Genomic DNA, 23,087 nt, shown 5'->3' on the forward strand with positions numbered 1-23,087 from the left:
ATTTCTAAGCTTTCGGGATCAAAATATTTTTAATAATCACACTTATGCTCATTTCATTGGGTTTTAGTGCGTTCAGAATTACAAAACCCTGCCACCTAAACCTGATTGGACGGATGCCGATTTAAGCATCTGTTTTTATTTACTTATGGTATGCTTGCTTGTTTCACAGGTTTTCTATCGGCAGCAGGGAAAGCAGGGCTGTAGCAGCCGATGGAAAACGGAACCTTGATTTCCAAAAAAGCAAGAATTGATAATAGCATAAAAGATTGCTTCGTCGTTCCTCCTCGCAATGACGAAAAAAAATCCCCCGCTGATTTTGTCATCAACGAGGGATTTTATATTTCGAAAAAGCCAGATTAAAGCTTAAGACGATTATCGATCAATCGAACCCATCACTTTTTGGCCGAAAGCATTTAGCGCATCTTTTTCGGCAGCACCTTCACTTACCATCTGGTGTACTTCTAACGCACCACAGATATTGGTAATCATTTCGCCTGCAACATCAACCTCGTGCTCACTAACGCCTCTAAACTCGCAGAAAGCCTCTAAAACCTCCAAAGTGGTCTCCAGTTGTGCCGGAGTGGTGTTTTGAAATAACTGTCTTATAACCGGAATCTTCATTACTTTATCTTGTTAAATAGTTCAATTAAACCTTCTGCTTTGTTGGTTTGTACCTGATCTACCAAGCTACCGCCTTCAAAAGCTGCGAAAGTTGGTAAATTATCAACATTTGCAAATTTGCGTGAGTTTGGAAGTTTTTCGGCATCAACAATCAGGAAAGCTACATCTTCATTTTCTGAAGCCAGTTTTTTAAACTTAGGTTTCATAATTCTGCAGTTTCCGCACCATGATGCAGCATACTGAACCATCACCTTTGAGTTATCGGCTAAATATTGTTGAAGATTATCTTCTGTTAATTCTAAAAACATAACGTTTTGTTTAATTAGTTAGCGGCTAAATATTCAGCTACGCCAGTTCTGTTTGCGTTCATTGCTTCTTTTCCTTCTTCCCAGTTTGCAGGACAAACTTCGCCGTGTTTTTGAACGTGAGCATAAGCATCAATTAAACGTAAATATTCTTTAACGTTTCTACCTAATGGCATATCGTTAACGCTTTCGTGGAAAACTTTACCAGTTTCGTCGATTAGGTATGTAGCTCTGAAAGAAACATTTGAACCTGAAAAAGATTCGTTTCCTTCTTCATCGTAGTTAACTTCCTGATCTAAAATATCTAATATACCAGATAATTGTCTGTGGGTATCTGCTAAAATTGGATAAGTAACACCTTCAATACCACCGTTATCTTTTGGCGTATTTAACCAGGCGAAGTGAACTTCATTGGTATCGCAAGATGCACCGATTACAATTGTATTTCTTTTTTCAAACTCAGGTAAAGCCGCTTGGAAAGCGTGTAATTCTGTAGGGCAAACGAAAGTAAAATCTTTTGGATACCAGAATAATAACACTTTGCTATTTTTATTTACAGCTTCTTCAAATACGTTGATTTTCAAGTCATCACCCATGTCTGACATTGCATCAATACTAACACTCGGGAATTTTTTACCTACTATTGCCATAATTTTTTGTCTTTAATTTTGTTGGCACAAAGGTAAGGCTAAAAGAGGAGTCAATCAACCCCGATCCACTAATAGTTAATTGTATTTATTGATAACGATATAGATGAAAACTATATAGTTTGTATGAAGTATAGCGGGGTTCTATTTTTGTTTTTGCTGTCATGCTGAGGCACGAAGCATCTGTTTCGTAGGCTGCAGATGCTTCGTGTCTCAGCATGACAGTACATTCAAGGCTGCTACAAATTAACCCTGTTTTTGTTAAAACCAGAAGGGCTTAGGTTACTTCTTCAACGTATTCTCATACAGTTTAAATATCCTTTTATACTCATCGGTCCAGCTGCTTGGCTCAATAAAACCATGGTCTTCTACCGGGTAAACCGCAAGTTCCCAATTATTTTTACCCAGCTCTATAAAACGCTGCGTAATGCGCACAATATCCTGAAAATGCACATTTACATCCACCATGCCATGTGCCATTAAAAGGTTACCTTTTAATTTGTCGGCGAAATAAATAGGCGAACTTCTTTTATAGGCAATCGGGTCGTTATAAGGTTCGTTTAAAATATTTGAGGTATAGCCATGGTTATAATGTGCCCAATCGGTAACCGAACGCAAAGCAGCGCCGCTGGCAAAAACATCCGACTCGTTGAACATGGCCATCAGCGTAATAAAACCACCATAAGAGCCGCCATATAAACCAACGTGCTGCGGATTAACGCCATATTTCTCTACCAAAAACTTAACACCATCGGCCTGGTCGGTTAAATCTTTTCCACCCATGTGGCGATAAATACCTGTACGGTGATCGCGGCCATAACCAGAACTCCCGGTATAATCGATATCGATTACGGTGTAACCATTGTCGGCCAGTAAATTATTGAACATAAATTCGCGGAAGTAAGTGCTCCAGCCAAAGTGTACATTCTGTAAATAACCCGCACCATGCACAAAAACTACCGCAGGGTGATTAGGATGTGGATTTTCTGATTTATACACCCTTGCATAAACATCAGCTCCATAGCGGTTTTTAAAAGTAACCATATCTGGTTGACGCCATTTGTAAGAATTAAATTCGGCAGAAGTAGATTGCGTAATCTGTACGGCTTTAGCTCCCGCTTTATTTGGCTGGAGATATAGTTCTCCGGGTTTGTCCATGTAAGAATAATTAATGGCAAGGTATTTCTCATCAGGGGAAAGGGTAATGTCATTCAAACCTTTCATGGTGGTAATCTGAGTAAGTTCACCGCCATTTACCCCGATTTTAAAGAAATTGGTAATCCCGGGATGTTCCTTATTCGCTTTGATATAAAACGTATTTCTATCTTTTGAGAGTTGTACGGATTGTACTTCCCATTTGCCGGCAGTGATTTGTTTTTTTTCACCTGTGGAAACGTTTACCACATAAAGGTGCGAATACCCGGTCGCTTCGCTTTGATAATAAAAGCGGTTATTATCGATCCACCCTGTGCTGCCCTGGTAAAAACCGCTAATGCCGGGACCGCCGATCCATGCTTCATCACGCTGGCGGTCGATCAAAGTAAATTTTCCTGTTAAAGCATCTAGTTTTAAAATCCAGCGGTCTTTATTATCGGTAGAAGTAGCCACAACAATTGCAGAACTTCCATTATCATTCCAAAGCGGACCAAAGAAGTTTACTGGGCGATCCGCATTTTTCTTTTTCAAAGTATCCAGTTCGTTTGGATAATCTTTCAGGTAATCAGGCAGGTCTTTTATGCCGGTAATGGTCGAAGTCTGGATCGCATAAACGGTATCCCGTTGCGTATCATAAATAAAACCCTGCGAGGTATTTTCGTTTTCTCCAACCTTGGTCCTTCCCGGAATATCTTCAGTGTAACCTGAGGAAGTAACATAGTTTGGAACTATGGTGTTATGGTTGTTCTGCGCAGGCGTAGTGAGCTTGTAGGTAATAAAATGTCCATCAGGACTAATGATTACCCCGTTTAAAAACTTATCTTCTGTATATAATTCTTTTAACGGTTTTGTATCTGCAGCGGTATTCCCAAAGCGGCCTCTTCCTCCGCGTGAACCGTTTTTGGCCTCGGCGTTTCGTTTTTTAATAATATCGAAGAGTTCGGTTTGTTGCGCTTTTAACCATTTATCCTGTTCGGTAGCCGGTTTGCTTTCTGCTCTTCCGGCTTTTTTACCTTTAACAAAATTGGTAAGCTGTTTGGTTTCTGCTGATTTTAAATCAACCCCGAAAAGATTATCGCCCAATTGGTAAACAACATTACCATTGGTTAAAAAAACCGGACTGCTTTCCCGTTCCTGCGTGCTGGTTAAGCGCGTTTCCTTATTCGTTTTGAAGTTCTGTAAATAAATATCACCGCTTTTTTCTACTAACCCAAGGGAGCGATCGGCATTGTAGGTGTAATTTAAACTTAAAAGTTTTTCATCTTCCTTTTCTGCTGCTTTAACAGGTTTAGAAGAAGTTGCCGAAACTTTGAATAATTCTTCTTTGACTTTATTTTCAGGGTTCCAGTTAAAATATAGGGTTTTGCTATCAGCCGTCCAGCGGAAATTAGTTGGCGAAATACCCATCCATTTTGGGTCGCGCATAATTTTTTCGACAGTTAAAGGGGCCAATTGTTGCGCAAAAGCATATTCGCCTGTGCAAAGCAAAAGGAAAAGTAAATATTTCTTCATGAATTTTAGGTTTGGATGCAATTTAGGTAAAGTGCTACCTAATTTTAAAAGGAAATGGAAATGTTACAACGCCCCAGCTGTATAAGTTAACTACAGATAAAAAGGATGAACACAGATAAAATTTGAAATTATATACTTAATCTGTGGTTAATCACTAACGGATCACCCTGCCGGTTTTATCTACGTTCACCACATCGAAAGGCTTTAAATACTCGTTTATGATGACTGCAAACTCACGCCTGGTCAATACTTTTTTAAGATCATAATTACTGTTAAACCTATAACTTTTGTTCCATTTTTTCTGCAGCTCGTCATTTGTGGCTTCAATTGATTTATTACCTACATAACAAACCATAGAAATCGTATTTTCCAGGTTAATAGGAATATTCTGATGATCATCGAACCAGATCTGCGCTTTGTAATAATACGCTTTGATCGGTTCTTTAATTTCTTTATAAGTAACTTCTTTTTCAGGCGCAAAATAGGCTTTTCCCTGTGTAATTTCTGCTTTGATAATCCCTGTTATACCCACTTTTTGAATCGCTAACCAGTTGGAGTCCGTTATTTTAACATCCTCAAAGGGCATTAATGCGTGTTTGTAAGCCAATAACTCACCCTGGATCCTTTTTAAATTTGATAAACTGGTTTTAGTGTCAAAAAATGCGGCATAAGCTGCGGTTGCCCCAGCTGCTTGTCCAATTTCAAATTGATCTTTAGAGATATAAAGCAGGTTTTCCTGATCTGGGATCAATAAGCTGTACAGGGATAAAAAGCTGGCTCCTGAAGAAATCCTGGATACCGTTGTCCGGTAAGTATTTTCATTATAGTTTAACGGACTTGAAGATGCTGGATTTAAAGCAGAGATTTTTAATTCAGCAAGCAATTTTTCAGGGTTATCGGCCAGCACAAGAACTTTGGCTTTAATACTTTTATCTTTGGTCAATTTCGCTTCCCATCCACTGCCAGAGCGTTTAATTTCTGTGTAAGCAGTATTGTTGATGACGTTTAAAAGTAAGGTGCTATCTACAACAATTACTTTCGCCCGGTTTTTTTTATCCGGTTTTGGTTTTGGGGTTTCCAAACTTTTCGCATTTTCCGTTTCCCGCTTTAAAAAACTTTGGTAAAAAGACATTAGTGCCCTTTTAGTTTCAGCAATTTTATTTAAATCCAACTGTTCTTTTTGGGTAAGCAGGATGGTTTTTACGCCCGATTTAAAAGACTGAAAAGATGCGGCGTAAGCAGCATCGCCATTGCCGATTACCAGTACATCTGTTTTTATGGTTTGGGCATGGATAACCAGGGGAATTATGAATGCGAAAACAAAAAACAATCTTTTCATCTTTTAATGTTAAAATTTGCTGCAATATGCTTTAAATGAATGAATTTTTAATGAAAACAATGCATTTTAACTAAATTTAACTCGTAATTTCAGGAAAATCGATTAGGGTAGAAGCAAATAATATCAGGTAATTATGCAACAACAGATAAAGTCGGTTTTCGATTTACAGCAAAAATATAAATTCGATTTACGCAGAACAGATGCTAAAACCCGTATCGGTAAGCTAAAATTACTTAAGCAGGCTTTAGAAAAGGCCGAAGATGAAATATTTGCCGCTTTAGAAAAGGATCTGCGTAAAAACCGTTTTGAAAGTGCGGTAACTGAACTGTATTTTACCTACGCTGAAATCGATTTTGCCATCAAAAAGTTGAAAGGGTGGATGAGGCCCAAATCGGCAGGCAGAACCATGAGTAATTTTTTTGCGGGCAATAAAATTTATTATGAACCCAAAGGCGTTTGTTTGATTATTGCCCCATGGAATTACCCATTACAATTGATGATGAGCCCTTTGGTTTCGGCAATAGCGGCAGGAAATTGTGTGATCTTTAAACCATCCGAATTAAGCGAAGCAACTGCTGGCCTAATCAGTAAGTTAATTGCAGCCACTTTTGAACCTAAAGAAATTGCCTGTTTTGAAGGAGATGCGGATATTTCTACAGAGTTGTTGAAACTCCCTTTTGACCATATCTTTTTCACGGGAAGCACCGCAATTGGCAAAGTGGTGATGGGGGCAGCCGCAAAAAACCTGACCTCGGTTACTTTAGAGCTTGGTGGAAAATCGCCAGTTATTGTAGAAGGAACCTGTGATATTAAAAAGGCTGCTGAAAAAATCGCATGGGGCAAATTGGTTAACGCAGGGCAGACCTGTATTGCACCGGATTATGTGCTGATCGAAGAGAATAAGCGGAATGATTTTATCGAACATTACAAACTTGCAGTCCGAAAAATGTTCGGTGAAGGTGCTGGAATTAATAAAAACGATTATGCGAAAATAATTAACGATAAACAGTTTAAGCGTCTAAATAAATTAAAGGAAGATGCAATTGCCGATGGAGCAGTACTAACTTTTGGAGGCGAAACAGATGAGAAAAGTTTAACCCTGATGCCCACGCTTTTAACTTCGGTAAACAAAAAAAGCGCCATCATGCAAGAAGAAATATTTGGTCCCATTTTGCCTGTTATTACCTTTAAAAGTTTGCAGGAGGCGATTGATTTAGTGAACAGCAAAAATAAACCTTTGGCACTTTATATCTTTTCAGATAACAAACAGCATCAGCATAAAATCATTAACGAAACCAGTGCTGGCGGAACCTGCATAAACGATGTACTGATTCATATCAGTAATCCTAATTTGCCTTTTGGTGGTGTTAACAGTAGTGGGATTGGAAGCTGCCACGGTGTTTTTGGCTTTAAAACCTTTTCGCACGAAAGGGCAGTGGTTTTTCAATCAAAATTGGGTTTAACCAAGATGATTTATCCTCCTTATGCACCAAAAATGGGTTTATTGAAATGGTTGAAAAAATTGATGTAATTGCAGTTATTGTTTTAATGTTGGAACGTTATAATGTTCGAAGGTTAGGTTCAATTTTTCAACATTTAACATTACAACAGATCCAATAATTCTCCTTATTTTGGTTCCATGGATTTAGAACAGCTTAAGTACCCTATAGGTCAATTTGCTATGCCTGATATTTTCGATCAAAAACAGATTGATATCTGGATATCTGAAATAGAGGCTTTGCCGGGCCAAATTAAAAAGGCTACAAAAAATCTGACAAATGAAGAACTAAACCAAACCTATCGGCCCGGAGGCTGGACATTGAGACAGGTTGTTCATCATGTCCCTGATAGTCATATTAATGCCTATATCCGGTTTAAGCAAGCCGTTACTGAGGACATTCCGGTAATCAGGCCATATTATGAGGAACGCTGGGCAGAAACCGAAGAAGCAAAAAATGGTGATATCAAATTGTCGATAGAGCTGTTAACAGGCTTACATCAGCGTTGGGTTGCTTTTTTAAAAACATTAAAAGTAGAAGATTACCAAAGAAAATATATTCATCCGGCACACAATAAAGAACTCACTTTGGCAAATATGCTGGGTATGTACGCCTGGCATGGAAAACATCACCTGGCACACCTTACCAATACCATAACAAAATGAAAAGAATCTATTTATACTCCTTGATTTTATTTCTTGTTGGTTCTTACAGCAATGTTAAAGCGCAAAAGGATCCATCAAAAACCTTTTCTTTTGTGTTAGGCTCATGGGAAATGCAAACGCCCAAAGGTAAAATTGTGGAGCAATGGGGCCAGGGTGCCGATAAAATACTGAAAGGCAAAAGTTATCGCGTTAATGCAAAAGGAGATAGTATACTTACTGAAACATTACAGATCAGAAAAATAGGAAAAGATGTTTTCTATTGTTCAACGGTTGCCAATCAGAACGAAGGGAAAGAAGTATGTTTTAAGCTTATCTCCACAAAGGATCAGATTTATATTTTCGAAAATGCGGCACACGATTTTCCGCAAAGAATAGTTTACCAAAACCAGGGCAGAAGTGAAATGCTCGCCTGGATTGAAGGCGAGCTTGATGGCAAAAGCCGAAAATCGGAGTTTAGGTATAAGCGGCAATAATCTAATTTTTATATAAATAGGATCTATAACAAAGTTGCTTCTTGTTGGTTTACACTGTTATACGTATATTTGAATAAATCACACGCGTTATGACAACTAAGTTAACATTGACTGTACAGAAATCGACTATTGAAAAAGCAAAATCTTATGCAAAGCAAACTGGGCGTAGCTTATCTGAATTGGTTGAAAAGTATTTAGAAACCATTACGCTTAATGAGGTAACTACTGTTTCGTCAAAGTTAAGAAGTATTGTTGGAGCGGTAAAACTCCCAGATGATTTTGATGATGCTGCTGAACTTCATGATTATTTTGAAAATAAGCATCTATGAAAAGGATTTTTGTTGATACGAATATTATTGTTGATTTAATCGCAGATAGAAGACCTTTCAGCAAATTTGCTATAGAACTTTTCGAAAAAGCGGAACGTAAAGAAGTTCAGTTGTTTACCTCTTCGCATTCAATAGCGACAACGCATTATTTATTAAAAAAATATCTTGAGGAACGGACTTTAAGGGAGGTTATTTATAATGTACTTGAATATATTCAAGTTATTGCAATAGATCAGGATATTATTAAAAAAGGATTAAAATCTAAACATAAAGACTTCGAAGATGCCTTGCAGATACTTTGTGCTTATAAGATAGAAAAGCTGGATTACATTGTTACCAGAAATATTAAAGATTTCAAAGATTCAGAAATCCCAGCTTTTCCACCTGATGAGCTTTTGACTAAAATTTAACTACATCAAAATCAACATGGCTGCGCTCATGGCAATCATAATCGCATCTTCAACAATTGTTACGGTACTCATGGGTAAGTTAAACACCGCACCCAGGCAAGCACATTGAATTTTCTTTTTGTTTAAAACGCTTTCCAAAACACCAAGGATACTGATAGTCATTACGATGAGGGTGACCCAATTCACAATAACAGGCGATAGGTTTAATGCAAAGGATAAGCCTAAACCTAATTCGATAAAAGCATAGATATAACCCCATGCGCTGAATTTTTTAGCCACGATATCGTACATGGCATAACTCTCCGCAAAGGCTTTTAAGTTGAGCATTTTAAAGAAAGAAAAGGTCAGGAAGAAACCCGCCATAAAAATGCGCATAAAGACCATAAAGTTGATGGCATTATCTTGCCACGAAACCACTAACGATATTGCGGTTACATATCCGAATATCAACAGAATGGGTTTGTATGTTTCGGCCCACGATTTTGCTTCTTCAAGCGTTTCATTGTGATGCACAGCCGAAATTTGATATTTACTGTCGTTACCGCCCAGAGCTTGTTGCAAGCTATCTAAACCGATGTGCTTATCCATACTAATGGTAGCGCTATTCGTGTCCTTTGAGACCTCAACTGAGGTTACATCTGGTAAAACAAGCAGGTTACTTTTAACTTTATTTTCGCAACCGCCACAGGTCATGCCCGTGAGTTGATAAGTATGTGTCATGATTAAATTATTTCTACAAATTTACCGCTTCAATGAGCGATAAGCGTTACAGAATAATCATAAAGTTTTATAGAATTTTGTGTTACTGTCATTCTGCGGGACATAGGTCTTTTCTAGCGAAAAATTTTACGAAGCTTTTGTTATTTTCTTAATGACCTTAATTTCTTAATGGTAAATTTCCAAAATATACTTTTGACCATTAAGGAGTTAAGAAAATTAAGATTCAAGCTCCGTTTAAAACAGCTAAAACAAGTTCTTTGGTGATTCGTTTCTCCCTAGACCATTACCCCACCAAAACCGAAGTCATCGTTAACGAACCGCCCACGGCTTTATCATTAAAGAACGAAACCTCTTCCTTATCGTTTTTCATTCCAAGGGTGTAAATAAGGGGCAAATAATGTTCTGGAGTAGGAATGGCCAGCATGGCATCGCTGCCAAGGTTGCGGTAATTGATTAAAGGTTGATAATCGCCGTTAGCAATTAAATTTTTGAATTTATCGTTCATTTCAATTGCCCAATCGTAACCGCCACCGTTAATCATTTCCCAGCTTAGCATACGCAGGTTATGCACCATATTGCCACTGCCGATAACCAGCACGCCTTTTTTACGGAGCGCATAAATTTCTTTGGCAATTTCATAATGTTGCGCCGGTGATTTGGTATAATCGATACTCAATTGCAAAACAGGAATATCCGCATTTGGATACATGTGCCTTACCACTGTCCATGTGCCATGATCCAGGCCCCAATCGTGGTCTAAACCAACAGGGGTTGAGTGGATTAAGCCAGGTATTTCTGCCGCCAGCTTCGGATCGCCCGGAGCAGGATATTGAACATCGAAAAGTGCCTGTGGAAAACCACCAAAATCGTGGATGGTACTTGGAAAATCCATTGCAGTTACAAAAGTACCGTGGGTATACCAATGTGCCGATACCACCAAAACAGCTTTTGGAACAGGGATCTGTTTTGCCAAATCTATCCAACTATCACTAAACTCATTATTTTCAATCCCGTTCATAGGTGAGCCATGGCCAATAAAAAGCGTTGGCATTAGATCCGTTTGAGGCAAGCGTTGAGTAAAGTTTCTGAATTGGGATAGTGCAGACATGGGTATTCTATTTAAATAATCGTCATTTCGACCGAAGTGGAGAAATCCTTGAAGTTTCTAACCATTACGGGCTAAAAGATCTCTCTCCCGAACGTTCGGGACTGCGCTCCAGTCGAGATGACGATTTATGAATTATTTTCCCTGAACAAATTCCAGGTTTAATTTGATCGCAACATCTTTTGCAACACCTGCACCAGTTGGATCATATTTGATATTATAATCTAAACGATTAATGGTTGTAGTAGCGCCGAAACCTGCTTTAGTATTGCCTTGTTGATCTTTAGCTGTACCGCCATAAACAACTGCAAATTTTACATCTTTGGTTACATCGCGGATGGTTAATTTACCGCTTAACTCATAATTGTTACCGCTTAATTTTTTGAAAGAAGTGCTTTCGAATTTCATCGTTGGAAATTTCTCAGCGTTAAAGAAATCATCTGTTTTTAAGTGACCATCTCTCATGTCAACACCAGTAGTAATGCTGTTTACATCAACGGTAAAGGCAATTTTAGCATCAGTTAAGTCTGGCTTAGAAGCGGTAACGTTCCCATCGAATTTTTTGAATGAACCATCAACAAAAGAAATGCCCATGTGTTTAACCGAAAAGTTAACAAACGAGTGCATTGGATCTATCTTCCAGCTGGTTTGCGCAAATGATGCCACACTGATTGAGGTAGCGATCAGAAATAAAAATAATTTTTTCATATCTAGTGATTTTATTTAGGTGCAAAAATAGCTGATTATCAGTCGATCAGTCTTGACGTATGATAAGAAAGTGTTTAGAGAGGTTAATCGGTTAACTGTTGGAATGGCTAAATTGTTGAATTGATAAGTGGTTAATGGTTTTTTGGCTCATAGTTCATAGACGATAGGCCGATTAGCCATCAACCATGATCTATCTAACCATTCACAATAAACTTTAAGCCCATCCTCCATCTTACCTCTTCCATTTTACATTCTCACACCTCATCCAGCGTTTTCCTGCTATCTGCCGAAGCTGCTTTATAAACCGAAGGCGTAATGCCAGTCACTTTTTTAAATTGTGCCGATAGGTGAGCTACACTGCTGTAATTCAATTGATAGGCAATTTCGCTTAGTGTGAGTTCGCCATAAGTGAGCATTTCTTTTGCTTTTTCTATTTTCTGTGCAATGAAATATTTCTCAATTGTCTGATTCTCGACCTCAGAAAAAATGCCGCTTAAACTCGTATACTCCTGTTTTAACTGCTCGCTGAGGTAGGCAGAAAGATTGATTTTTAAAGGTTCTTTTGTATAATGTACCAGGTTAATGATGGCAGCTTTAGTCTGTTCTGCAATCTTGTTTTTTTTATCCTCTAACAGTTCGAAACCAAAATGGGTCAGTTGCTCCCTAATTTTAATTTTATCCTCTGTTGTAATATTTTCAGCTAGGGTAACTTCGCCAAGCTCAACCAATAGCGGTTTAAAGCCAAGCTTTTCCAGCTCGGCCTTAACCACCATTTTACAACGGTTGCATACCATATTTTTGATATGCAGGTTCATTAGTTAGATTTTATGGTTTCAGAAACGTCGCCACAATCAAACATCATGCTTCCATAATATGGATTTTCGATGTTTTCTTTTTCGTTTAACCAGCTCGCTTTCGCCATTGGGCAATGTTGAATATAAACGGTTTGACTGTTAAATTTTAAGCCTTTCAACGTTTTGATCATGGCATAAGAAATTCCCTCAAAAGCCTTTCTTTGTGTTTTGATGTCGTTCGAACCCGCAAGCTGAGCAGCTTTGCTTTTGATAATAGCAGCCTGTTCCATAAATATTTTATGCTGATCGGCCGGTAAATCTTTGTGGTTAACGGCATTTACTTTTGCCGATAAAACTTTCACTTTTTCGATGGCTAAATCTTTTTTATCGGTTGCCAATGCATTTTTTACATCGTAATAAGCCGTTAATGCCTGATTTAAGGCTACATCTGTTTTGCTTTGTGCATAAGTGAAAGCTGTTGTTGCAATTGTCATGATGGCAACTAATCCAAATATTTTTTTCATCTGTTATGTGTTTTTTATTTTAAAACGTTAAAGAAGTTAAATTCTGCCCGAAGCAGGTACATGTTTTTGGTGTAGCGGTTATCCATATTTCCGGTTGCCTGAAAACGATAGCCGAAATCGATACGGGTTGTACTGTTTAAAACCATTTGTAGGGCGGGGCTATATCCAAATAAGACTGACCGCTGCCTGGATCAGTTTTGCCCAACAACTCTAAATATACATTAAAGTTAGGCTGTTTGTAATCCTTATAAACCACCGGTAAAACCAAATACCCCGACGATAAACTATAAGATAACATGTTCTTTGGCTGCGGCATTCCCACAATCTGCCTGTCGCTGTTTTCGAAGGCATGCGCATAACCCAATGTTGATGATAGCGCCAGTTTATGCAGCAGTTGCGTAAAAATTAAGCCGCCCTGTACGCCACTATTATCTCCTTCGAGGTTGATATCACGGGTATATGTTGGCCTTTTGCTGGTGCTTACCCTTCCAAATGCCGATGCCCTGAAATGGCTATGTGCCTCATCTAATGATAAAAACCGGTATTTGGCATATAAACTTCCGCCTTCTAAACGGTATTTCCCATCCATATCCGAAAAAAAAGCCTGTGCATGCATCATCAGGTTTTTGTTGAATCCAATCATCACTTCCGGAATGGTACGGCTTACGTAACCGGGGTAGTTGAACATGCCTTCATTGGTAATTCTTACGCCGATTGATTTGGTGGGCATATTACTCGCAGGCTCCGTAAATACATATAGTTCTTGTGCCGAAACACTGGCATAAGCGCCGATCATCATCAGCACCAATACGAATATCCGCCTCATCTTACGAAAGAACTAAATGATAAATACGGGTTTTTTTGCCGTTTACAATCCCTGTGCCACTTGCATAAGCATCAGAATTAGCAGTTGTGGCCTGTTTTTTAAATGCAGAACCAGATATGAAATCTTTATCCACTACGCTGGCCTTTACAGTTCCACTAAGGGTTTTACCTTTTACATTTACAAAACGGTACACATTGCCGTTAACAACAGCCTGACCTTTATCGTCTACCTTAACATCGTTAAAATTAAAGTTAGCCGTTAAACCGCCAACTGAAAAACCTGCATCCTGAACTTTTTTACGAACCAGATCAAGATTAACGTTCGCGTCTTTTTTAAAGGTTAAAACAAATATGTTTTTATTTAAATCGGGTTTAACGTTACTGATAAAGCCGAGGGTTTCTAAAGATTTTTGTGTTGCGTTTGAGCACATAGAACAAGTTAAGCCTGTTACTTGTAAATCGGCTGTAGAGATTTGTTGTGCCGATACATTAACGGCGAAAAATAGCATAATGATGCTGAGAATTTTTATTGCTTTCATGATTTTTTGAATTAGAATATAAGAAAATGTCACATTGAGCTTCCCGATAAAACCGGGAAAATTGTCGACATGCGAAACGACGCATTAACGAGTCAATGTTTAAATTCTAATTCCTAAAAATGCAATTGAAAATATGCAAAGCAATCCGCGAGGATAATGGCGGTGCTTTGTTCGAAATTTTACTAAAAAACTTCGGGCTGATGTTGCTTAGAAATTCTAAAACCGGAGGATGAAGAAAAAGCTGAATAGAAAACAGTTTCGGCATCTGTAACTGAGCCTCTGCATGGTGACTATCTTTTACTTTAACCGTTACCTGAGTATTTTTGCAACAACCATCATCTTTCTTTTCGGCAGGAATATCTTTGCAGAATTTGCATGAAACCTCGTTGCTAAAAAGTTTAACGTTTTCTAGTTTGCCTCCACAAAAATGGAGACTTAAAGCCAAACCCATAACACTAACTGCATAGAATACAGCCAAAGAAAGTGCTATTTTTTGTTTTAACTTCATTTATACAAAGGTAAAGCAAAAATTATCGAATAATGCGCGGATTTATTTATTGAATTTCATTTTTTAGCTTATTTTAGCCTCAAACACCAATTAAATGAAGAAAATATTATTGTTCCTTTGCGCTTTTTCAGTCCTTTCTGCCTTTGCTGCAAAGCCTAAAAATCAATATGTACGTATTAAAACAGAATATGGGGAATGTATCGTTAAGCTGTACAATCAAACCCCATTACATCGTGATAACTTTTTGAAATTGGTTAAAAAAGGGTATTATAATGATATTTTATTCCACAGGGTGATTAAAGATTTTATGATCCAGGGCGGCGATCCGGATTCGAGAAATGCCAAACCAGATTCATTGTTGGGTAATGGCGGACCAAAATATACGATCCCGGCAGAATTTAATGATAGTTTGTTTCATAAAAAAGGCGTTTTAGCGGCTGCACGCGAAGGTGATGATGTTAATCCGGCAAAAGCATCAAGCGGTAGTCAGTTTTACCTGGTTCAGGGCAAGGTTTTTACCGATCAGCAGTTAAACAGTGTAGAAGAGAAACGCTTAAAATTTAAAATCCCTGAATGGCAGCGTGAGGTTTATAAAACAATAGGGGGCGCCCCACATTTAGACCGTAATTATACGGTTTATGGCGAAATTGTGGTTGGCTTGGATATGGTAGATAAAATTGCCGCTCTGGAAACCGATAAAAACAACCGACCAAAACAGGATGTGAAAATGGAAGTTACCGTTCTAAAAAGAAGAGCCGCGAAAAAACTGGAGAAACAGCTATTGCAGACTACACTAAAAGATAAGAGGGTTATGTAATCAGAGGTTCTTGCCTGTTGTCGAAAAAGAATAGCAGTCGGATCTGATCATCTTCAATTTCATAATATACAGAAGTATGATTGGTTATTTTTCCTTTTCTAAATTGATCTGAAATCGATGCTTCAAAAATTTCTGGCTGTAATTTAATTATTGCGAGAATTCTGTTTGTTTGCTTTAAAAATTTTTTAGCTGATCGTTCATTGAATCTATCCAAAATAAAAGAGAAAATTGCGGCAAATGTTTCTTTTGCTTCGTCTGTCCAAAATATTGACAACTCATAAGTATTTGGCATATAATTTCATAACTTCGTCATGAGGGGTTAATTTTCCCTCTTTAGCTTGTTGTAGCCCTCTTTTAATTCCCTCTTGAACGTGTTTCGGTAATTCGTCCAACACAACTTTTTCATTGTAGTTTAAAAGCATGTCCAGCTCTGATAAAAGATTTTCATCATCCGTTTCGAACACTTTTTTTGCAATCTCTATTTTTAACTCCTCGATGCTCATAAACAAATTTAACGAAAGCAAATCTCAATTACTAAGCATTTATTCAATTAATTTCTAAATTTACCGCCCACAACAACTGAAATTTACTGAATGAAGATTATTTCCTATAACGTAAACGGGATTAGGGCGGCAAGTACCAAAAACTTTTTTGGCTGGTTACAAGCTACAGATGCTGATATGGTCTGTTTGCAGGAAGTAAAGGCGCTGCCTTCGCAAATCCCTGAAATTATTGCACTGATTGAGCAGTTGGGTTACCACCATTATTGGTTCCCGGCAGAGAAAAAAGGATATAGCGGGGTAGCCATCTTATCAAAAATTAAACCCAATCATGTAGAATTTGGCTGTGGTGAAGGATGGATCGATAAAGAGGGAAGGATTTTAAGGGCCGATTTTGATAATTTTTCCTTAATGAGCTTATATATGCCATCCGGATCGAGTGGAGATGAAAGGCAGGTGAAAAAATACGAATTTATGCGGTTTTTTGATGTGTATATCGGCGAATTGCGTAAAGAGATCCCAAATTTGATAGTAAGCGGTGATTATAACATCTGCCACACCGCTATTGACATTCATAATCCAAAATCAAATGCCAATTCATCAGGGTTTTTACCTGAGGAAAGGGAGTGGATGCAGTTATTTTTGGACAATGGTTTCATTGATACTTTCCGTCATTTTAATAAAGACCCACATCATTATACCTGGTGGAGCTACCGTGCAGGATCGAGGGGAAAGAACCTGGGCTGGCGTATCGATTACCACCTGGTTACAAGACCAATGGAAAGCCGCTTAAAAAATGTAAGGATTTTACCCGATGCCATACATTCAGATCATTGCCCGGTTCTATTGGAAATCGAATAGGTTTTAGGTTAACTGGTTAATTGTTTAAATCGGTTAACTGAGCCCAATTTTCGATTAACTAATTTATACAGCTTCAACAATTAAACAGCCAATAAATGCTAATCACAAACATAAAAGGCCTTGTAGGCCTGCACCCTAAAGATAAGTTAGTGTTACGCGGCACCGAACTCGATCATTTGCCTGTTCTTGAAAATGCCTGGCTTTTAATAGAAGGCGGCCTGATCAAAGATTTCGGTGAGATGGATTCTATCCCTTCCCACATCTCAAATCTCCCATCTCAAATCTCGGCTAAAGGCCGCTACGTTTTGCCTTCCTGGTGCGACAGCCATACCCATATTGTTTTTGCGGCCTCACGGGAAGAAGAGTTTGCGATGAAAATACAGGGAAAAACCTACGAAGAAATTGCCGCGGCAGGCGGAGGCATTTTAAATTCAGCAAATAAACTTCAAAAAGCAACAGAAGACGAACTGTTTGAAAGTGCTGCAGTTAGGTTAAAACAGATGATTCTTCAAGGAACAGGAGCGGTTGAAATAAAAAGCGGTTATGGCTTAACCACTCAAAGTGAAATCAAAATGCTCCGGGTAATCCGCAGGTTAAAAGATCAGTTTCCAATCCCTATCAAGGTAACTTTTCTGGCTGCACATGCCTTTCCGGCCGAATTTAAAAATGATCACCAAGGCTATATCGATTTGATTATCAATGAGATGTTGCCAGTCATTGCTGCGGAAAACCTGGCCGATTATATTGATGTTTTCTGCGAAAAAGGATTTTTCTCTGTAGAAGAAACCGATCAGATACTCAATGCGGGCGCAAAATACGGATTGAAACCAAAAATACATGCCAACCAGCTTTCTGTTTCGGGCGCTATTGAAGTGGCGGTTAAAAATAACGCCATTTCAGTTGATCATTTGGAAGAAAGTAACGAAGAAACCATCGAAACGTTAAGAAATGCCGGTACCATTGTAACATTGTTACCCTCTTGTTCGTTTTACTTAGGTATTCCATTTGCAGATGCTAAAAGCTTTATTAAAGCCAATTTGCCTGTGGCTTTGGCTACCGATTTTAATCCGGGATCAACACCTTCAGGGAATATGAATTTTGTGGTTTCGCTGGGCTGTATTAAAATGAAAATGTTTCCGGAGCAGGCCATCAACGCAGCTACTTTAAACGGTGCGGCAGCAATGGAGATCAGCGAAAGTTATGGAAGCATTGCCGTTGGAAAAAAAGCAAATTTATTTATCACAAAACCAATGCCCTCAATAGCCTATTTGCCGTACAGTTTTGGTGAAAGCCAGGTTGATACGGTGATTTTAAATGGTGAGATTTATCATGGATAACCTTAAAATATATTCGCGAAGCGACATTGAGCATTTAATTATTCATCGTGATGGCGAAATCAAGCTTGGCGAAAGGGTTAATACCTATCAACATGAAGCAATCTCGATAGAAGGGTTAACATCGAACAAATCAAAATTTGTATTGCTGGGTATTCCTGAAGATATTGGGGTAAGGGCAAATGCTGGTATTGCAGGTGCCGCATCGGCATGGCGCACAAGTTTAACCGCTTTTCTGAATATCCAAAGTAACCACTTTTTAAATGGTGAAGAATTCCTGGTTTTAGGTCATTTCGAAATTACTGAACCTGAAGATTCTTCTATTAAAGGTTTAAGAACTAAAGTAGCCGAAATTGATGACCTGGTTCATCCGATAATCGAAAAAATTGTTGCAGCGGGCAAAACTCCAATTGTAGTTGGTGGTGGTCATAACAATGCTTATGGCATGATTAAGGGTACTTCTTTAGCCCATAAAGGTCCAATTGATGTATTAAATGTAGATGCACATGCCGATTTAAGGGAATTAGAAGGTAGACATAGTGGAAATGGATTTTCTTACGCTTTAAAGGAAAATTACCTCAACCATTATCTGATGTATGGTCTGCATCAAAATTATAATAACGAGGCTATTTTAAGCCAGATCGAAAACAGTCCAAAATTAAAGGCTGTATTTTTTGATGATATTTTAATGGGGAGCGATATTAACAGCATTATTAGTGAAATAGGACCAGTTGCGGGTTTAGAGATCGATTTGGATTGTATCCAAAATGTGCTTTCGAGTGCCGAAACGCCCTCTGGATTTGAAGTTAACGATATTAGGAAACTGATTTTAACCCACGCTAAGAAATTTTCTTACCTGCATATATGTGAAGGTGCTACCAGGATGCTTGATGGAAGGGTGAGCAAGCTAACTTCTAAATTAATTGCTTATTTGGTAAGCGATTTCGTCAAAGCGCATATTTCTTAGGTTTAGCCACTGATGCACAGAAAACGGAGTGTTCCCAGGTTGATTTATCCGCCAAATCCGCCATTTTAAGTGTAATTTGACTTAGATTTCTCTATTACACTACGTTTCCAGACGAGATGACGAAAAATCGGGGAAGGGTAAGACTTTTTATGAAGCACCCAGACCAACAAACCAATGGCCACTGAACTAGTGAACCCTTACAGGTGCTCCGCTTCGTATTTTTCACCGGCCTTTAACATCAATTCAATCTGTATCAGGTCTTCGGCGGTTAATTCTTCTTTTTCCTGTAATTCGAATACCGCAATCATGTTGTCTTCGTATTGTTTTTCGGTTTTGATAACGATTTCGTGTGGCATGCCGGTAAGCTTAAAATTTTATAATTTCTGTTGGTGTTATGCAAAAATCTAATTTGATGTCGTGTTCATTTACATCATCGATTTTTTCAATTGCAGGATGCAAAGATAAACCTATTTTCTGAGCATTTATATCCCGGAGAAAACGATCATAAAAACCTTTGCCATAACCAACGCGGTAACCCTGTTTATCAAAGGCTAATAGCGGAATAATGACCATGTCTATTTTGCCTTGGTGCAGGTTTCCTTTTTGTGGCTCCAAAATGTTGTAGAGGTTTTTTTGCAGGTCTTCCTTGCCCAGGTATTCGTGGTGGGTCATCAACGCCGTTTCGAAATCGGCCTTAGGCACAATGATTTTAATTTCGGGATGAGTTTTGCTCAGCCAGCCGATCAATAAAAAAGTATCCGGCTCTTTTTTTTCTGTAATGGGTAAAAAGACATGCAGCGTTTTAATTTGGCTAAAATCGAATGTTTTAAACTGTTTTAAGAGCGATTCGTTTAACGCATGATACATGGAGTCGTTTAGTTGCAACCTGTCTTTTAACGCTTGTTTTCTGATTTCGGCTTTTAGCATAAAACAAAGATAATATTTTAGAGACCTCGCAGGTTTTTAAAACCTGCGAGGTCTTAAACAAAAAAGCCTCTGAAAAATTAAATTCAGAGGCTTTTAAATATGAGTTTAAAATTATTTTACACGCTCAACGTAATCGCCGGTACGCGTATCAATTTTAATTTTATCGCCCTGGTTTACGAACATCGGTACTTTAACCTCAACACCGTTTTCTAATGTTGCTGCTTTTAAAGCGTTGGTAGAAGTATCGCCTTTAACAGCTGGCTCCGAATATGTGATTTCGAATTCTGCAAAGTTTGGCAACTGGGCCATAATGGCTTCATCACTTTCCATTGAAACGATGATGTTCATGCCTTCTTTTAAGAATTTAATAGCAGAGCCAAATAAAGCTTTCTCCACATTAAATTGCTCGTAGCTATTATTGTCCATTACTACCAAATAATCACCTTCTTCGTATAAATATTGGTAATCGCTGGTTTCTACGCGACAAATTTCAACAGCCTCGTCGGTATTCATACGTGCCTCAACAATTCTGCCCGATTTAATGTTACGGAATTTACCCGTATAAAATGCGCCACCTTTTCCTGGCGTACGGTGATTCCATTCGTCAACAGTAACCAGTTCGTTGTTTATGCGAAGAATGTTACCTGTTTTAATTTCTGATGCTTTTGCCATATTGTGTTATCCCAAATTGGGGGTTATTTTAGTTTTTCGTGACGGCAAAGGTAAAATTATTTTAACAAAAACCTATAAAGGTTTAAGGCATAAGGCTTAGGGTTTAATAAAATTTAAACCTTTAGTTATTTATTTTACCCGCTCCATGTATTCGCCCGTTTTAGTGTCAATTTTAACCCTCTCGCCCTGGTTAATAAACAACGGCACCCTGATCTCTGCACCGGTTTCTAAAGTAGCATACTTTAGTGCACTGGTAGAAGTATCGCCTTTTACTGCGGGTTCTGAGTAAGTAATTTCGAGCTCCACACTATTTGGAAGGCTGGCAACAATCGGTTCATCACTCTCGAAAGCAATAGTTACATTCATACCTTCTTTTAAAAACTTAATAGAAGAGCCAAAAAGTAGTTTTGGGATGTTGTATTGCTCAAAAGTTTCGTTGTCCATTACCACCAAATAATCGCCGTCTTCGTAAAGGTATTGATAGTCGCTGGTTTCCACGCGACAAATGGTCACCTCTTCATCGGTACGGAAACGGTACTCTACAATTTTTCCTGTTTTTACATTGCGCATACGGGCCTGATAGAATGCCCTTAGATTTCCAGGGGTACGGTGGATATACTCTTCTACACTTACCAACTCTCCGTTAAAACGAAGAACATTTCCGCTTTTTACTTCTGATGCTTTTGCCATTTATAATGAAATATTGTTTTGTCAATTGTTTTGAATATCAAAGTTAAAAAAAGGAATGATGATTTGAAAAGCAAAACCGGCATTAATCGGTTAGGACAGTCCCGCTTTTACTGCAATCTTTTTGCTATTGTAGGTGCAAACTTATTGAAGTGGCTGCACCAAAAAGTATTTTCGTGCAATCGGGTTTAGCAATGAGAGGCTTGTGCATAAAATAATTACCGCCGAAACGACAAAAAAAAACGCTGTATAAAAGAAATGCCTTTGGGAACCACTCCAAAGGCATAATCAACCTAAACCTCAAACTAAACTATGAAAAACTCTTTGCCTTTTAAAGGCTATATTTTTAATTCCGCAAGACGGAAAATATGAACGTTTCCTGGAAGAGATAAATTAAATAATTGTTTCTCTTTTTGGTGGTGCAAAGGTACAAACTATTTCTTAACTGCAAAATATTTTTTGAAAAATTTATTTTTAGTACAAATGTATGACAAAACAGATGGTGTATTGGGGAGGAGCTATGGTGTTAACCTACTTATAATCTGATATTTGTATATGCTCTGTGCAGAAGTCGTATTCTTGTATTTGGTTAGAGCCAATTATGGTTAACCTGTCTTTTCCAAAATTTTCGATCAGTTCGCGGTACCAATTTATTCCCTGGACGTCTAAATTGCTGGTTGGTTCGTCTAAAAATAAAATTGGTGTATCGGTGCAACAGGCCAAAGCTAGTTTGGTTCTTTGCTTCATTCCTGATGAAAAGTATTTAATTTCTTTATTCTTCGCTTTTTCCAAACCTAATACCTCGATCAGCTTTTTGGCATCAAGGCCGGCAGCAAAATTTTTAAACTTAAAATGAAAATCAATGATCTCTTTTAGCGTAAAAGTTTCAACCAGTTCGAGGTAAGGAGCAGCTAGACTAATGTATCTATAGATATTTTCGACGGGGATCTCTGCTGTATCAGAAAAGATAATTTTACCCTCAGAAGGGGACAGGCTGCCATTTAAAACACTGAGTAAGGTTGATTTGCCTGATCCATTCGGTCCTAATATGGCGTAGCTGTTGCCTGATGAAAATTCGGTGCTTAAATCCCTGAAAATCCATTCCTTATTAAACCTTCTGCCAACTTTCTGTAAAGTGATCTTCATTTGGCTTAAGCGTTTGGCGTTTGGTGGTGGGCGTTAAGTGGTTTAATCATGCAAACGCTATTGTCAACGCCAACATATTGACCATAATTTGGCGTAATCTGATAACCGATTTTCTGATAAAGCGCTATGGCTTCGGGTTGTTTTTTGCCTGTTTCGAGCACTGTGGCAGAAAAACCTGTTTCGGTAGCCCAGTTTTCCAGTGCGGTTACAATTTTAGCGGCTATGCCCTGTTTCCTGTAATCTGGATGCACAAACATCCTTTTTACTTCTGCTTCGGTTGCCGAGAAAGGTTTAATGGCGCCACAACCAACGGGTACATCATTTTGGTAGGCAACAATCACTTCTTTAATCGCGTCAACTTTGTTAAACTGCGCATAAAAAGCATGATCGTCGCCATCTCTAACGGCTAAATCCTGATCCAGCAAAGCAACCAATTGTCTAAAATCGGTATGGTCTGAATCTGTTCTGATTAGCGTTAACTCACTCATGAATATTTTT

Annotated in this window: 31 protein-coding genes; 9 read left to right on the forward strand and 22 right to left on the reverse strand. The window is 38.3% G+C overall.

Annotated features, from left to right (window positions below):
* Nucleotides 1–372: 372 nt before the first annotated feature.
* From H9L23_RS22310 to H9L23_RS22330, 5 genes are all read right to left on the reverse strand, one after another.
* Entirely contained in the window at nucleotides 373–621 is a 249-nt protein-coding gene (locus H9L23_RS22310) for a DUF6952 family protein (RefSeq protein WP_010599336.1), read from the reverse strand.
* Nucleotides 621–929, reverse strand: coding sequence for a thioredoxin family protein (locus tag H9L23_RS22315; protein ID WP_025141703.1), 309 nt, complete (start codon nucleotides 927–929; stop codon nucleotides 621–623). The genes H9L23_RS22310 and H9L23_RS22315 overlap by 1 nt, the downstream gene beginning before the upstream one ends.
* 14 nt (nucleotides 930–943) lie before the next feature.
* Nucleotides 944–1,576: a peroxiredoxin gene (locus H9L23_RS22320; RefSeq protein ID WP_025141704.1), complete on the reverse strand. Its 633-nt coding sequence runs from the start codon at nucleotides 1,574–1,576 to the stop codon at nucleotides 944–946.
* Between the two features lie 279 nt (nucleotides 1,577–1,855).
* Complete coding sequence (locus tag H9L23_RS22325) at nucleotides 1,856–4,240, reverse strand: S9 family peptidase (RefSeq protein ID WP_187592383.1); 2,385 nt, start codon at nucleotides 4,238–4,240, stop codon at nucleotides 1,856–1,858.
* A gap of 154 nt (nucleotides 4,241–4,394) precedes the next feature.
* Nucleotides 4,395–5,579 carry a hypothetical protein gene (locus H9L23_RS22330; RefSeq protein WP_187592384.1) on the reverse strand — a complete coding sequence of 395 codons (1,185 nt, stop codon included), beginning with the start codon at nucleotides 5,577–5,579 and terminating at the stop codon, nucleotides 4,395–4,397.
* Nucleotides 5,580–5,712: 133 nt separating this feature from the next.
* On the opposite strand from H9L23_RS22330, the gene H9L23_RS22335 reads away from it, so the two are divergent.
* The 5 genes from H9L23_RS22335 (at nucleotide 5,713) to H9L23_RS22355 (ending at nucleotide 8,955) form a co-directional block, all read left to right on the forward strand.
* Nucleotides 5,713–7,110: an aldehyde dehydrogenase family protein gene (locus H9L23_RS22335; protein ID WP_187592385.1), complete on the forward strand. Its 1,398-nt coding sequence runs from the start codon at nucleotides 5,713–5,715 to the stop codon at nucleotides 7,108–7,110.
* Between the two features lie 108 nt (nucleotides 7,111–7,218).
* Complete coding sequence (locus tag H9L23_RS22340; RefSeq protein ID WP_187592386.1) at nucleotides 7,219–7,743, forward strand: YfiT family bacillithiol transferase; 525 nt, start codon at nucleotides 7,219–7,221, stop codon at nucleotides 7,741–7,743.
* Nucleotides 7,740–8,216: a DUF6265 family protein gene (locus H9L23_RS22345; RefSeq protein WP_187592387.1), complete on the forward strand. Its 477-nt coding sequence runs from the start codon at nucleotides 7,740–7,742 to the stop codon at nucleotides 8,214–8,216. The genes H9L23_RS22340 and H9L23_RS22345 overlap by 4 nt, the downstream gene beginning before the upstream one ends.
* A gap of 89 nt (nucleotides 8,217–8,305) precedes the next feature.
* Nucleotides 8,306–8,545: a DUF6364 family protein gene (locus H9L23_RS22350; RefSeq protein WP_025141710.1), complete on the forward strand. Its 240-nt coding sequence runs from the start codon at nucleotides 8,306–8,308 to the stop codon at nucleotides 8,543–8,545.
* Nucleotides 8,542–8,955: a type II toxin-antitoxin system VapC family toxin gene (locus H9L23_RS22355; RefSeq protein ID WP_187592388.1), complete on the forward strand. Its 414-nt coding sequence runs from the start codon at nucleotides 8,542–8,544 to the stop codon at nucleotides 8,953–8,955. The genes H9L23_RS22350 and H9L23_RS22355 overlap by 4 nt, the downstream gene beginning before the upstream one ends.
* Here the strand turns inward: H9L23_RS22355 and H9L23_RS22360 are convergent, their stop codons facing one another.
* The 9 genes from H9L23_RS22360 to H9L23_RS22395 form a co-directional block, all read right to left on the reverse strand.
* Nucleotides 8,956–9,675, reverse strand: coding sequence for a heavy-metal-associated domain-containing protein (locus H9L23_RS22360; RefSeq protein ID WP_187592389.1), 720 nt, complete (start codon nucleotides 9,673–9,675; stop codon nucleotides 8,956–8,958).
* A 283-nt stretch (nucleotides 9,676–9,958) separates the two neighbouring features.
* The gene (gene ygiD, locus H9L23_RS22365) at nucleotides 9,959–10,783 is read right to left on the reverse strand and encodes a 4,5-DOPA-extradiol-dioxygenase (RefSeq protein ID WP_187592390.1); all 825 of its coding nucleotides are present in this window, start codon (nucleotides 10,781–10,783) and stop codon (nucleotides 9,959–9,961) included.
* Nucleotides 10,784–10,915: 132 nt separating this feature from the next.
* Nucleotides 10,916–11,488, reverse strand: a complete 573-nt coding sequence (locus H9L23_RS22370; RefSeq protein ID WP_187592391.1) for a YceI family protein — start codon at nucleotides 11,486–11,488, stop codon at nucleotides 10,916–10,918.
* 254 nt (nucleotides 11,489–11,742) lie between these two features.
* On the reverse strand, nucleotides 11,743–12,303 hold the full coding sequence (locus H9L23_RS22375; RefSeq protein ID WP_187592392.1) for a helix-turn-helix domain-containing protein: 561 nt from the start codon (nucleotides 12,301–12,303) through the stop codon (nucleotides 11,743–11,745).
* Nucleotides 12,303–12,806: a DUF3347 domain-containing protein gene (locus tag H9L23_RS22380; protein WP_187592393.1), complete on the reverse strand. Its 504-nt coding sequence runs from the start codon at nucleotides 12,804–12,806 to the stop codon at nucleotides 12,303–12,305. The genes H9L23_RS22375 and H9L23_RS22380 overlap by 1 nt, the downstream gene beginning before the upstream one ends.
* Nucleotides 12,807–12,820: 14 nt before the next feature.
* Complete coding sequence (locus H9L23_RS26940; RefSeq protein WP_262892376.1) at nucleotides 12,821–12,952, reverse strand: hypothetical protein; 132 nt, start codon at nucleotides 12,950–12,952, stop codon at nucleotides 12,821–12,823.
* Nucleotides 12,943–13,632, reverse strand: a complete 690-nt coding sequence (locus H9L23_RS22385; protein ID WP_187592394.1) for a hypothetical protein — start codon at nucleotides 13,630–13,632, stop codon at nucleotides 12,943–12,945. The genes H9L23_RS26940 and H9L23_RS22385 overlap by 10 nt, the downstream gene beginning before the upstream one ends.
* Before the next feature lies 1 nt (nucleotide 13,633).
* Nucleotides 13,634–14,170 (reverse strand): heavy-metal-associated domain-containing protein, encoded by a 537-nt coding sequence (locus H9L23_RS22390; protein WP_187592395.1) that lies wholly within the window; start codon nucleotides 14,168–14,170, stop codon nucleotides 13,634–13,636.
* 106 nt (nucleotides 14,171–14,276) lie between these two features.
* Nucleotides 14,277–14,678 (reverse strand): HYC_CC_PP family protein, encoded by a 402-nt coding sequence (locus H9L23_RS22395; protein ID WP_187592396.1) that lies wholly within the window; start codon nucleotides 14,676–14,678, stop codon nucleotides 14,277–14,279.
* A gap of 94 nt (nucleotides 14,679–14,772) precedes the next feature.
* On the opposite strand from H9L23_RS22395, the gene H9L23_RS22400 reads away from it, so the two are divergent.
* Nucleotides 14,773–15,495 (forward strand): peptidylprolyl isomerase, encoded by a 723-nt coding sequence (locus H9L23_RS22400; protein ID WP_187592397.1) that lies wholly within the window; start codon nucleotides 14,773–14,775, stop codon nucleotides 15,493–15,495.
* Here H9L23_RS22400 and H9L23_RS22405 read toward each other — a convergent pair.
* Both H9L23_RS22405 and H9L23_RS22410 read right to left on the reverse strand, forming a co-directional pair.
* Nucleotides 15,488–15,787, reverse strand: coding sequence for a type II toxin-antitoxin system RelE/ParE family toxin (locus H9L23_RS22405; protein WP_187592398.1), 300 nt, complete (start codon nucleotides 15,785–15,787; stop codon nucleotides 15,488–15,490). The genes H9L23_RS22400 and H9L23_RS22405 overlap by 8 nt on opposite strands.
* Nucleotides 15,771–15,998 carry a hypothetical protein gene (locus H9L23_RS22410; protein WP_187592399.1) on the reverse strand — a complete coding sequence of 76 codons (228 nt, stop codon included), beginning with the start codon at nucleotides 15,996–15,998 and terminating at the stop codon, nucleotides 15,771–15,773. The genes H9L23_RS22405 and H9L23_RS22410 overlap by 17 nt, the downstream gene beginning before the upstream one ends.
* A 90-nt stretch (nucleotides 15,999–16,088) precedes the next feature.
* Between H9L23_RS22410 and H9L23_RS22415 the strand changes: the two genes are divergently transcribed.
* The 3 genes from H9L23_RS22415 to H9L23_RS22425 all read left to right on the forward strand — a co-directional run bounded on the left by H9L23_RS22415 (nucleotide 16,089) and on the right by H9L23_RS22425 (nucleotide 19,157).
* The gene (locus tag H9L23_RS22415) at nucleotides 16,089–16,856 is read left to right on the forward strand and encodes an exodeoxyribonuclease III (RefSeq protein ID WP_187592400.1); all 768 of its coding nucleotides are present in this window, start codon (nucleotides 16,089–16,091) and stop codon (nucleotides 16,854–16,856) included.
* A gap of 95 nt (nucleotides 16,857–16,951) precedes the next feature.
* On the forward strand, nucleotides 16,952–18,193 hold the full coding sequence (hutI, locus tag H9L23_RS22420) for an imidazolonepropionase (protein WP_187592401.1): 1,242 nt from the start codon (nucleotides 16,952–16,954) through the stop codon (nucleotides 18,191–18,193).
* Entirely contained in the window at nucleotides 18,186–19,157 is a 972-nt protein-coding gene (locus H9L23_RS22425) for a formimidoylglutamase (RefSeq protein ID WP_187592402.1), read from the forward strand. Before hutI ends, H9L23_RS22425 begins: the two co-directional genes overlap by 8 nt.
* A 197-nt stretch (nucleotides 19,158–19,354) precedes the next feature.
* Here the strand turns inward: H9L23_RS22425 and H9L23_RS22430 are convergent, their stop codons facing one another.
* The 6 genes from H9L23_RS22430 to H9L23_RS22455 all read right to left on the reverse strand — a co-directional run bounded on the left by H9L23_RS22430 (nucleotide 19,355) and on the right by H9L23_RS22455 (nucleotide 23,077).
* Nucleotides 19,355–19,513 carry a hypothetical protein gene (locus H9L23_RS22430; RefSeq protein ID WP_187592403.1) on the reverse strand — a complete coding sequence of 53 codons (159 nt, stop codon included), beginning with the start codon at nucleotides 19,511–19,513 and terminating at the stop codon, nucleotides 19,355–19,357.
* A 10-nt stretch (nucleotides 19,514–19,523) separates the two neighbouring features.
* Complete coding sequence (locus tag H9L23_RS22435) at nucleotides 19,524–20,084, reverse strand: 5-formyltetrahydrofolate cyclo-ligase (protein ID WP_187592404.1); 561 nt, start codon at nucleotides 20,082–20,084, stop codon at nucleotides 19,524–19,526.
* Nucleotides 20,085–20,195: 111 nt separating this feature from the next.
* The gene (gene efp / locus H9L23_RS22440) at nucleotides 20,196–20,756 is read right to left on the reverse strand and encodes an elongation factor P (RefSeq protein WP_025141727.1); all 561 of its coding nucleotides are present in this window, start codon (nucleotides 20,754–20,756) and stop codon (nucleotides 20,196–20,198) included.
* Nucleotides 20,757–20,885: 129 nt separating this feature from the next.
* A complete protein-coding gene (gene efp / locus H9L23_RS22445) occupies nucleotides 20,886–21,446 on the reverse strand; it encodes an elongation factor P (RefSeq protein ID WP_187592405.1) in 561 nt (186 codons plus the stop codon).
* A 528-nt stretch (nucleotides 21,447–21,974) separates the two neighbouring features.
* Complete coding sequence (locus H9L23_RS22450; RefSeq protein ID WP_187592406.1) at nucleotides 21,975–22,589, reverse strand: ABC transporter ATP-binding protein; 615 nt, start codon at nucleotides 22,587–22,589, stop codon at nucleotides 21,975–21,977.
* A 5-nt stretch (nucleotides 22,590–22,594) separates the two neighbouring features.
* Nucleotides 22,595–23,077, reverse strand: a complete 483-nt coding sequence (locus H9L23_RS22455; protein ID WP_187592407.1) for a GNAT family N-acetyltransferase — start codon at nucleotides 23,075–23,077, stop codon at nucleotides 22,595–22,597.
* Nucleotides 23,078–23,087: the final 10 nt, after the last annotated feature.

Source organism: Pedobacter roseus (assembly GCF_014395225.1).
Taxonomy (GTDB): domain Bacteria; phylum Bacteroidota; class Bacteroidia; order Sphingobacteriales; family Sphingobacteriaceae; genus Pedobacter; species Pedobacter roseus.

What these genes read in the sequence shown, in the direction of transcription:
- H9L23_RS22375 (WP_187592392.1), bottom strand. Translation starts at nt 12,303, where the DNA reads ATGAACCTGCATATCAAAAATATGGTATGCAACCGTTGTAAAATGGTG.
- H9L23_RS22390 (WP_187592395.1), bottom strand. Translation starts at nt 14,170, where the DNA reads ATGAAAGCAATAAAAATTCTCAGCATCATTATGCTATTTTTCGCCGTT.
- ygiD (WP_187592390.1), bottom strand. Translation starts at nt 10,783, where the DNA reads ATGTCTGCACTATCCCAATTCAGAAACTTTACTCAACGCTTGCCTCAA.
- H9L23_RS22355 (WP_187592388.1), top strand. Translation starts at nt 8,542, where the DNA reads ATGAAAAGGATTTTTGTTGATACGAATATTATTGTTGATTTAATCGCA.
- H9L23_RS22450 (WP_187592406.1), bottom strand. Translation starts at nt 22,589, where the DNA reads ATGAAGATCACTTTACAGAAAGTTGGCAGAAGGTTTAATAAGGAATGG.
- H9L23_RS22330 (WP_187592384.1), bottom strand. Translation starts at nt 5,579, where the DNA reads ATGAAAAGATTGTTTTTTGTTTTCGCATTCATAATTCCCCTGGTTATC.
- efp (WP_025141727.1), bottom strand. Translation starts at nt 20,756, where the DNA reads ATGGCAAAAGCATCAGAAATTAAAACAGGTAACATTCTTCGCATAAAC.
- H9L23_RS22320 (WP_025141704.1), bottom strand. Translation starts at nt 1,576, where the DNA reads ATGGCAATAGTAGGTAAAAAATTCCCGAGTGTTAGTATTGATGCAATG.
- H9L23_RS26940 (WP_262892376.1), bottom strand. Translation starts at nt 12,952, where the DNA reads ATGGTTTTAAACAGTACAACCCGTATCGATTTCGGCTATCGTTTTCAG.
- H9L23_RS22335 (WP_187592385.1), top strand. Translation starts at nt 5,713, where the DNA reads ATGCAACAACAGATAAAGTCGGTTTTCGATTTACAGCAAAAATATAAA.
- H9L23_RS22370 (WP_187592391.1), bottom strand. Translation starts at nt 11,488, where the DNA reads ATGAAAAAATTATTTTTATTTCTGATCGCTACCTCAATCAGTGTGGCA.
- H9L23_RS22425 (WP_187592402.1), top strand. Translation starts at nt 18,186, where the DNA reads ATGGATAACCTTAAAATATATTCGCGAAGCGACATTGAGCATTTAATT.
- efp (WP_187592405.1), bottom strand. Translation starts at nt 21,446, where the DNA reads ATGGCAAAAGCATCAGAAGTAAAAAGCGGAAATGTTCTTCGTTTTAAC.
- H9L23_RS22435 (WP_187592404.1), bottom strand. Translation starts at nt 20,084, where the DNA reads ATGCTAAAAGCCGAAATCAGAAAACAAGCGTTAAAAGACAGGTTGCAA.
- H9L23_RS22315 (WP_025141703.1), bottom strand. Translation starts at nt 929, where the DNA reads ATGTTTTTAGAATTAACAGAAGATAATCTTCAACAATATTTAGCCGAT.
- H9L23_RS22455 (WP_187592407.1), bottom strand. Translation starts at nt 23,077, where the DNA reads ATGAGTGAGTTAACGCTAATCAGAACAGATTCAGACCATACCGATTTT.
- H9L23_RS22430 (WP_187592403.1), bottom strand. Translation starts at nt 19,513, where the DNA reads ATGCCACACGAAATCGTTATCAAAACCGAAAAACAATACGAAGACAAC.
- H9L23_RS22345 (WP_187592387.1), top strand. Translation starts at nt 7,740, where the DNA reads ATGAAAAGAATCTATTTATACTCCTTGATTTTATTTCTTGTTGGTTCT.
- H9L23_RS22415 (WP_187592400.1), top strand. Translation starts at nt 16,089, where the DNA reads ATGAAGATTATTTCCTATAACGTAAACGGGATTAGGGCGGCAAGTACC.
- H9L23_RS22310 (WP_010599336.1), bottom strand. Translation starts at nt 621, where the DNA reads ATGAAGATTCCGGTTATAAGACAGTTATTTCAAAACACCACTCCGGCA.
- H9L23_RS22400 (WP_187592397.1), top strand. Translation starts at nt 14,773, where the DNA reads ATGAAGAAAATATTATTGTTCCTTTGCGCTTTTTCAGTCCTTTCTGCC.
- hutI (WP_187592401.1), top strand. Translation starts at nt 16,952, where the DNA reads ATGCTAATCACAAACATAAAAGGCCTTGTAGGCCTGCACCCTAAAGAT.
- H9L23_RS22405 (WP_187592398.1), bottom strand. Translation starts at nt 15,787, where the DNA reads ATGCCAAATACTTATGAGTTGTCAATATTTTGGACAGACGAAGCAAAA.
- H9L23_RS22385 (WP_187592394.1), bottom strand. Translation starts at nt 13,632, where the DNA reads ATGAGGCGGATATTCGTATTGGTGCTGATGATGATCGGCGCTTATGCC.
- H9L23_RS22360 (WP_187592389.1), bottom strand. Translation starts at nt 9,675, where the DNA reads ATGACACATACTTATCAACTCACGGGCATGACCTGTGGCGGTTGCGAA.
- H9L23_RS22395 (WP_187592396.1), bottom strand. Translation starts at nt 14,678, where the DNA reads ATGAAGTTAAAACAAAAAATAGCACTTTCTTTGGCTGTATTCTATGCA.
- H9L23_RS22350 (WP_025141710.1), top strand. Translation starts at nt 8,306, where the DNA reads ATGACAACTAAGTTAACATTGACTGTACAGAAATCGACTATTGAAAAA.
- H9L23_RS22340 (WP_187592386.1), top strand. Translation starts at nt 7,219, where the DNA reads ATGGATTTAGAACAGCTTAAGTACCCTATAGGTCAATTTGCTATGCCT.
- H9L23_RS22325 (WP_187592383.1), bottom strand. Translation starts at nt 4,240, where the DNA reads ATGAAGAAATATTTACTTTTCCTTTTGCTTTGCACAGGCGAATATGCT.
- H9L23_RS22410 (WP_187592399.1), bottom strand. Translation starts at nt 15,998, where the DNA reads ATGAGCATCGAGGAGTTAAAAATAGAGATTGCAAAAAAAGTGTTCGAA.
- H9L23_RS22380 (WP_187592393.1), bottom strand. Translation starts at nt 12,806, where the DNA reads ATGAAAAAAATATTTGGATTAGTTGCCATCATGACAATTGCAACAACA.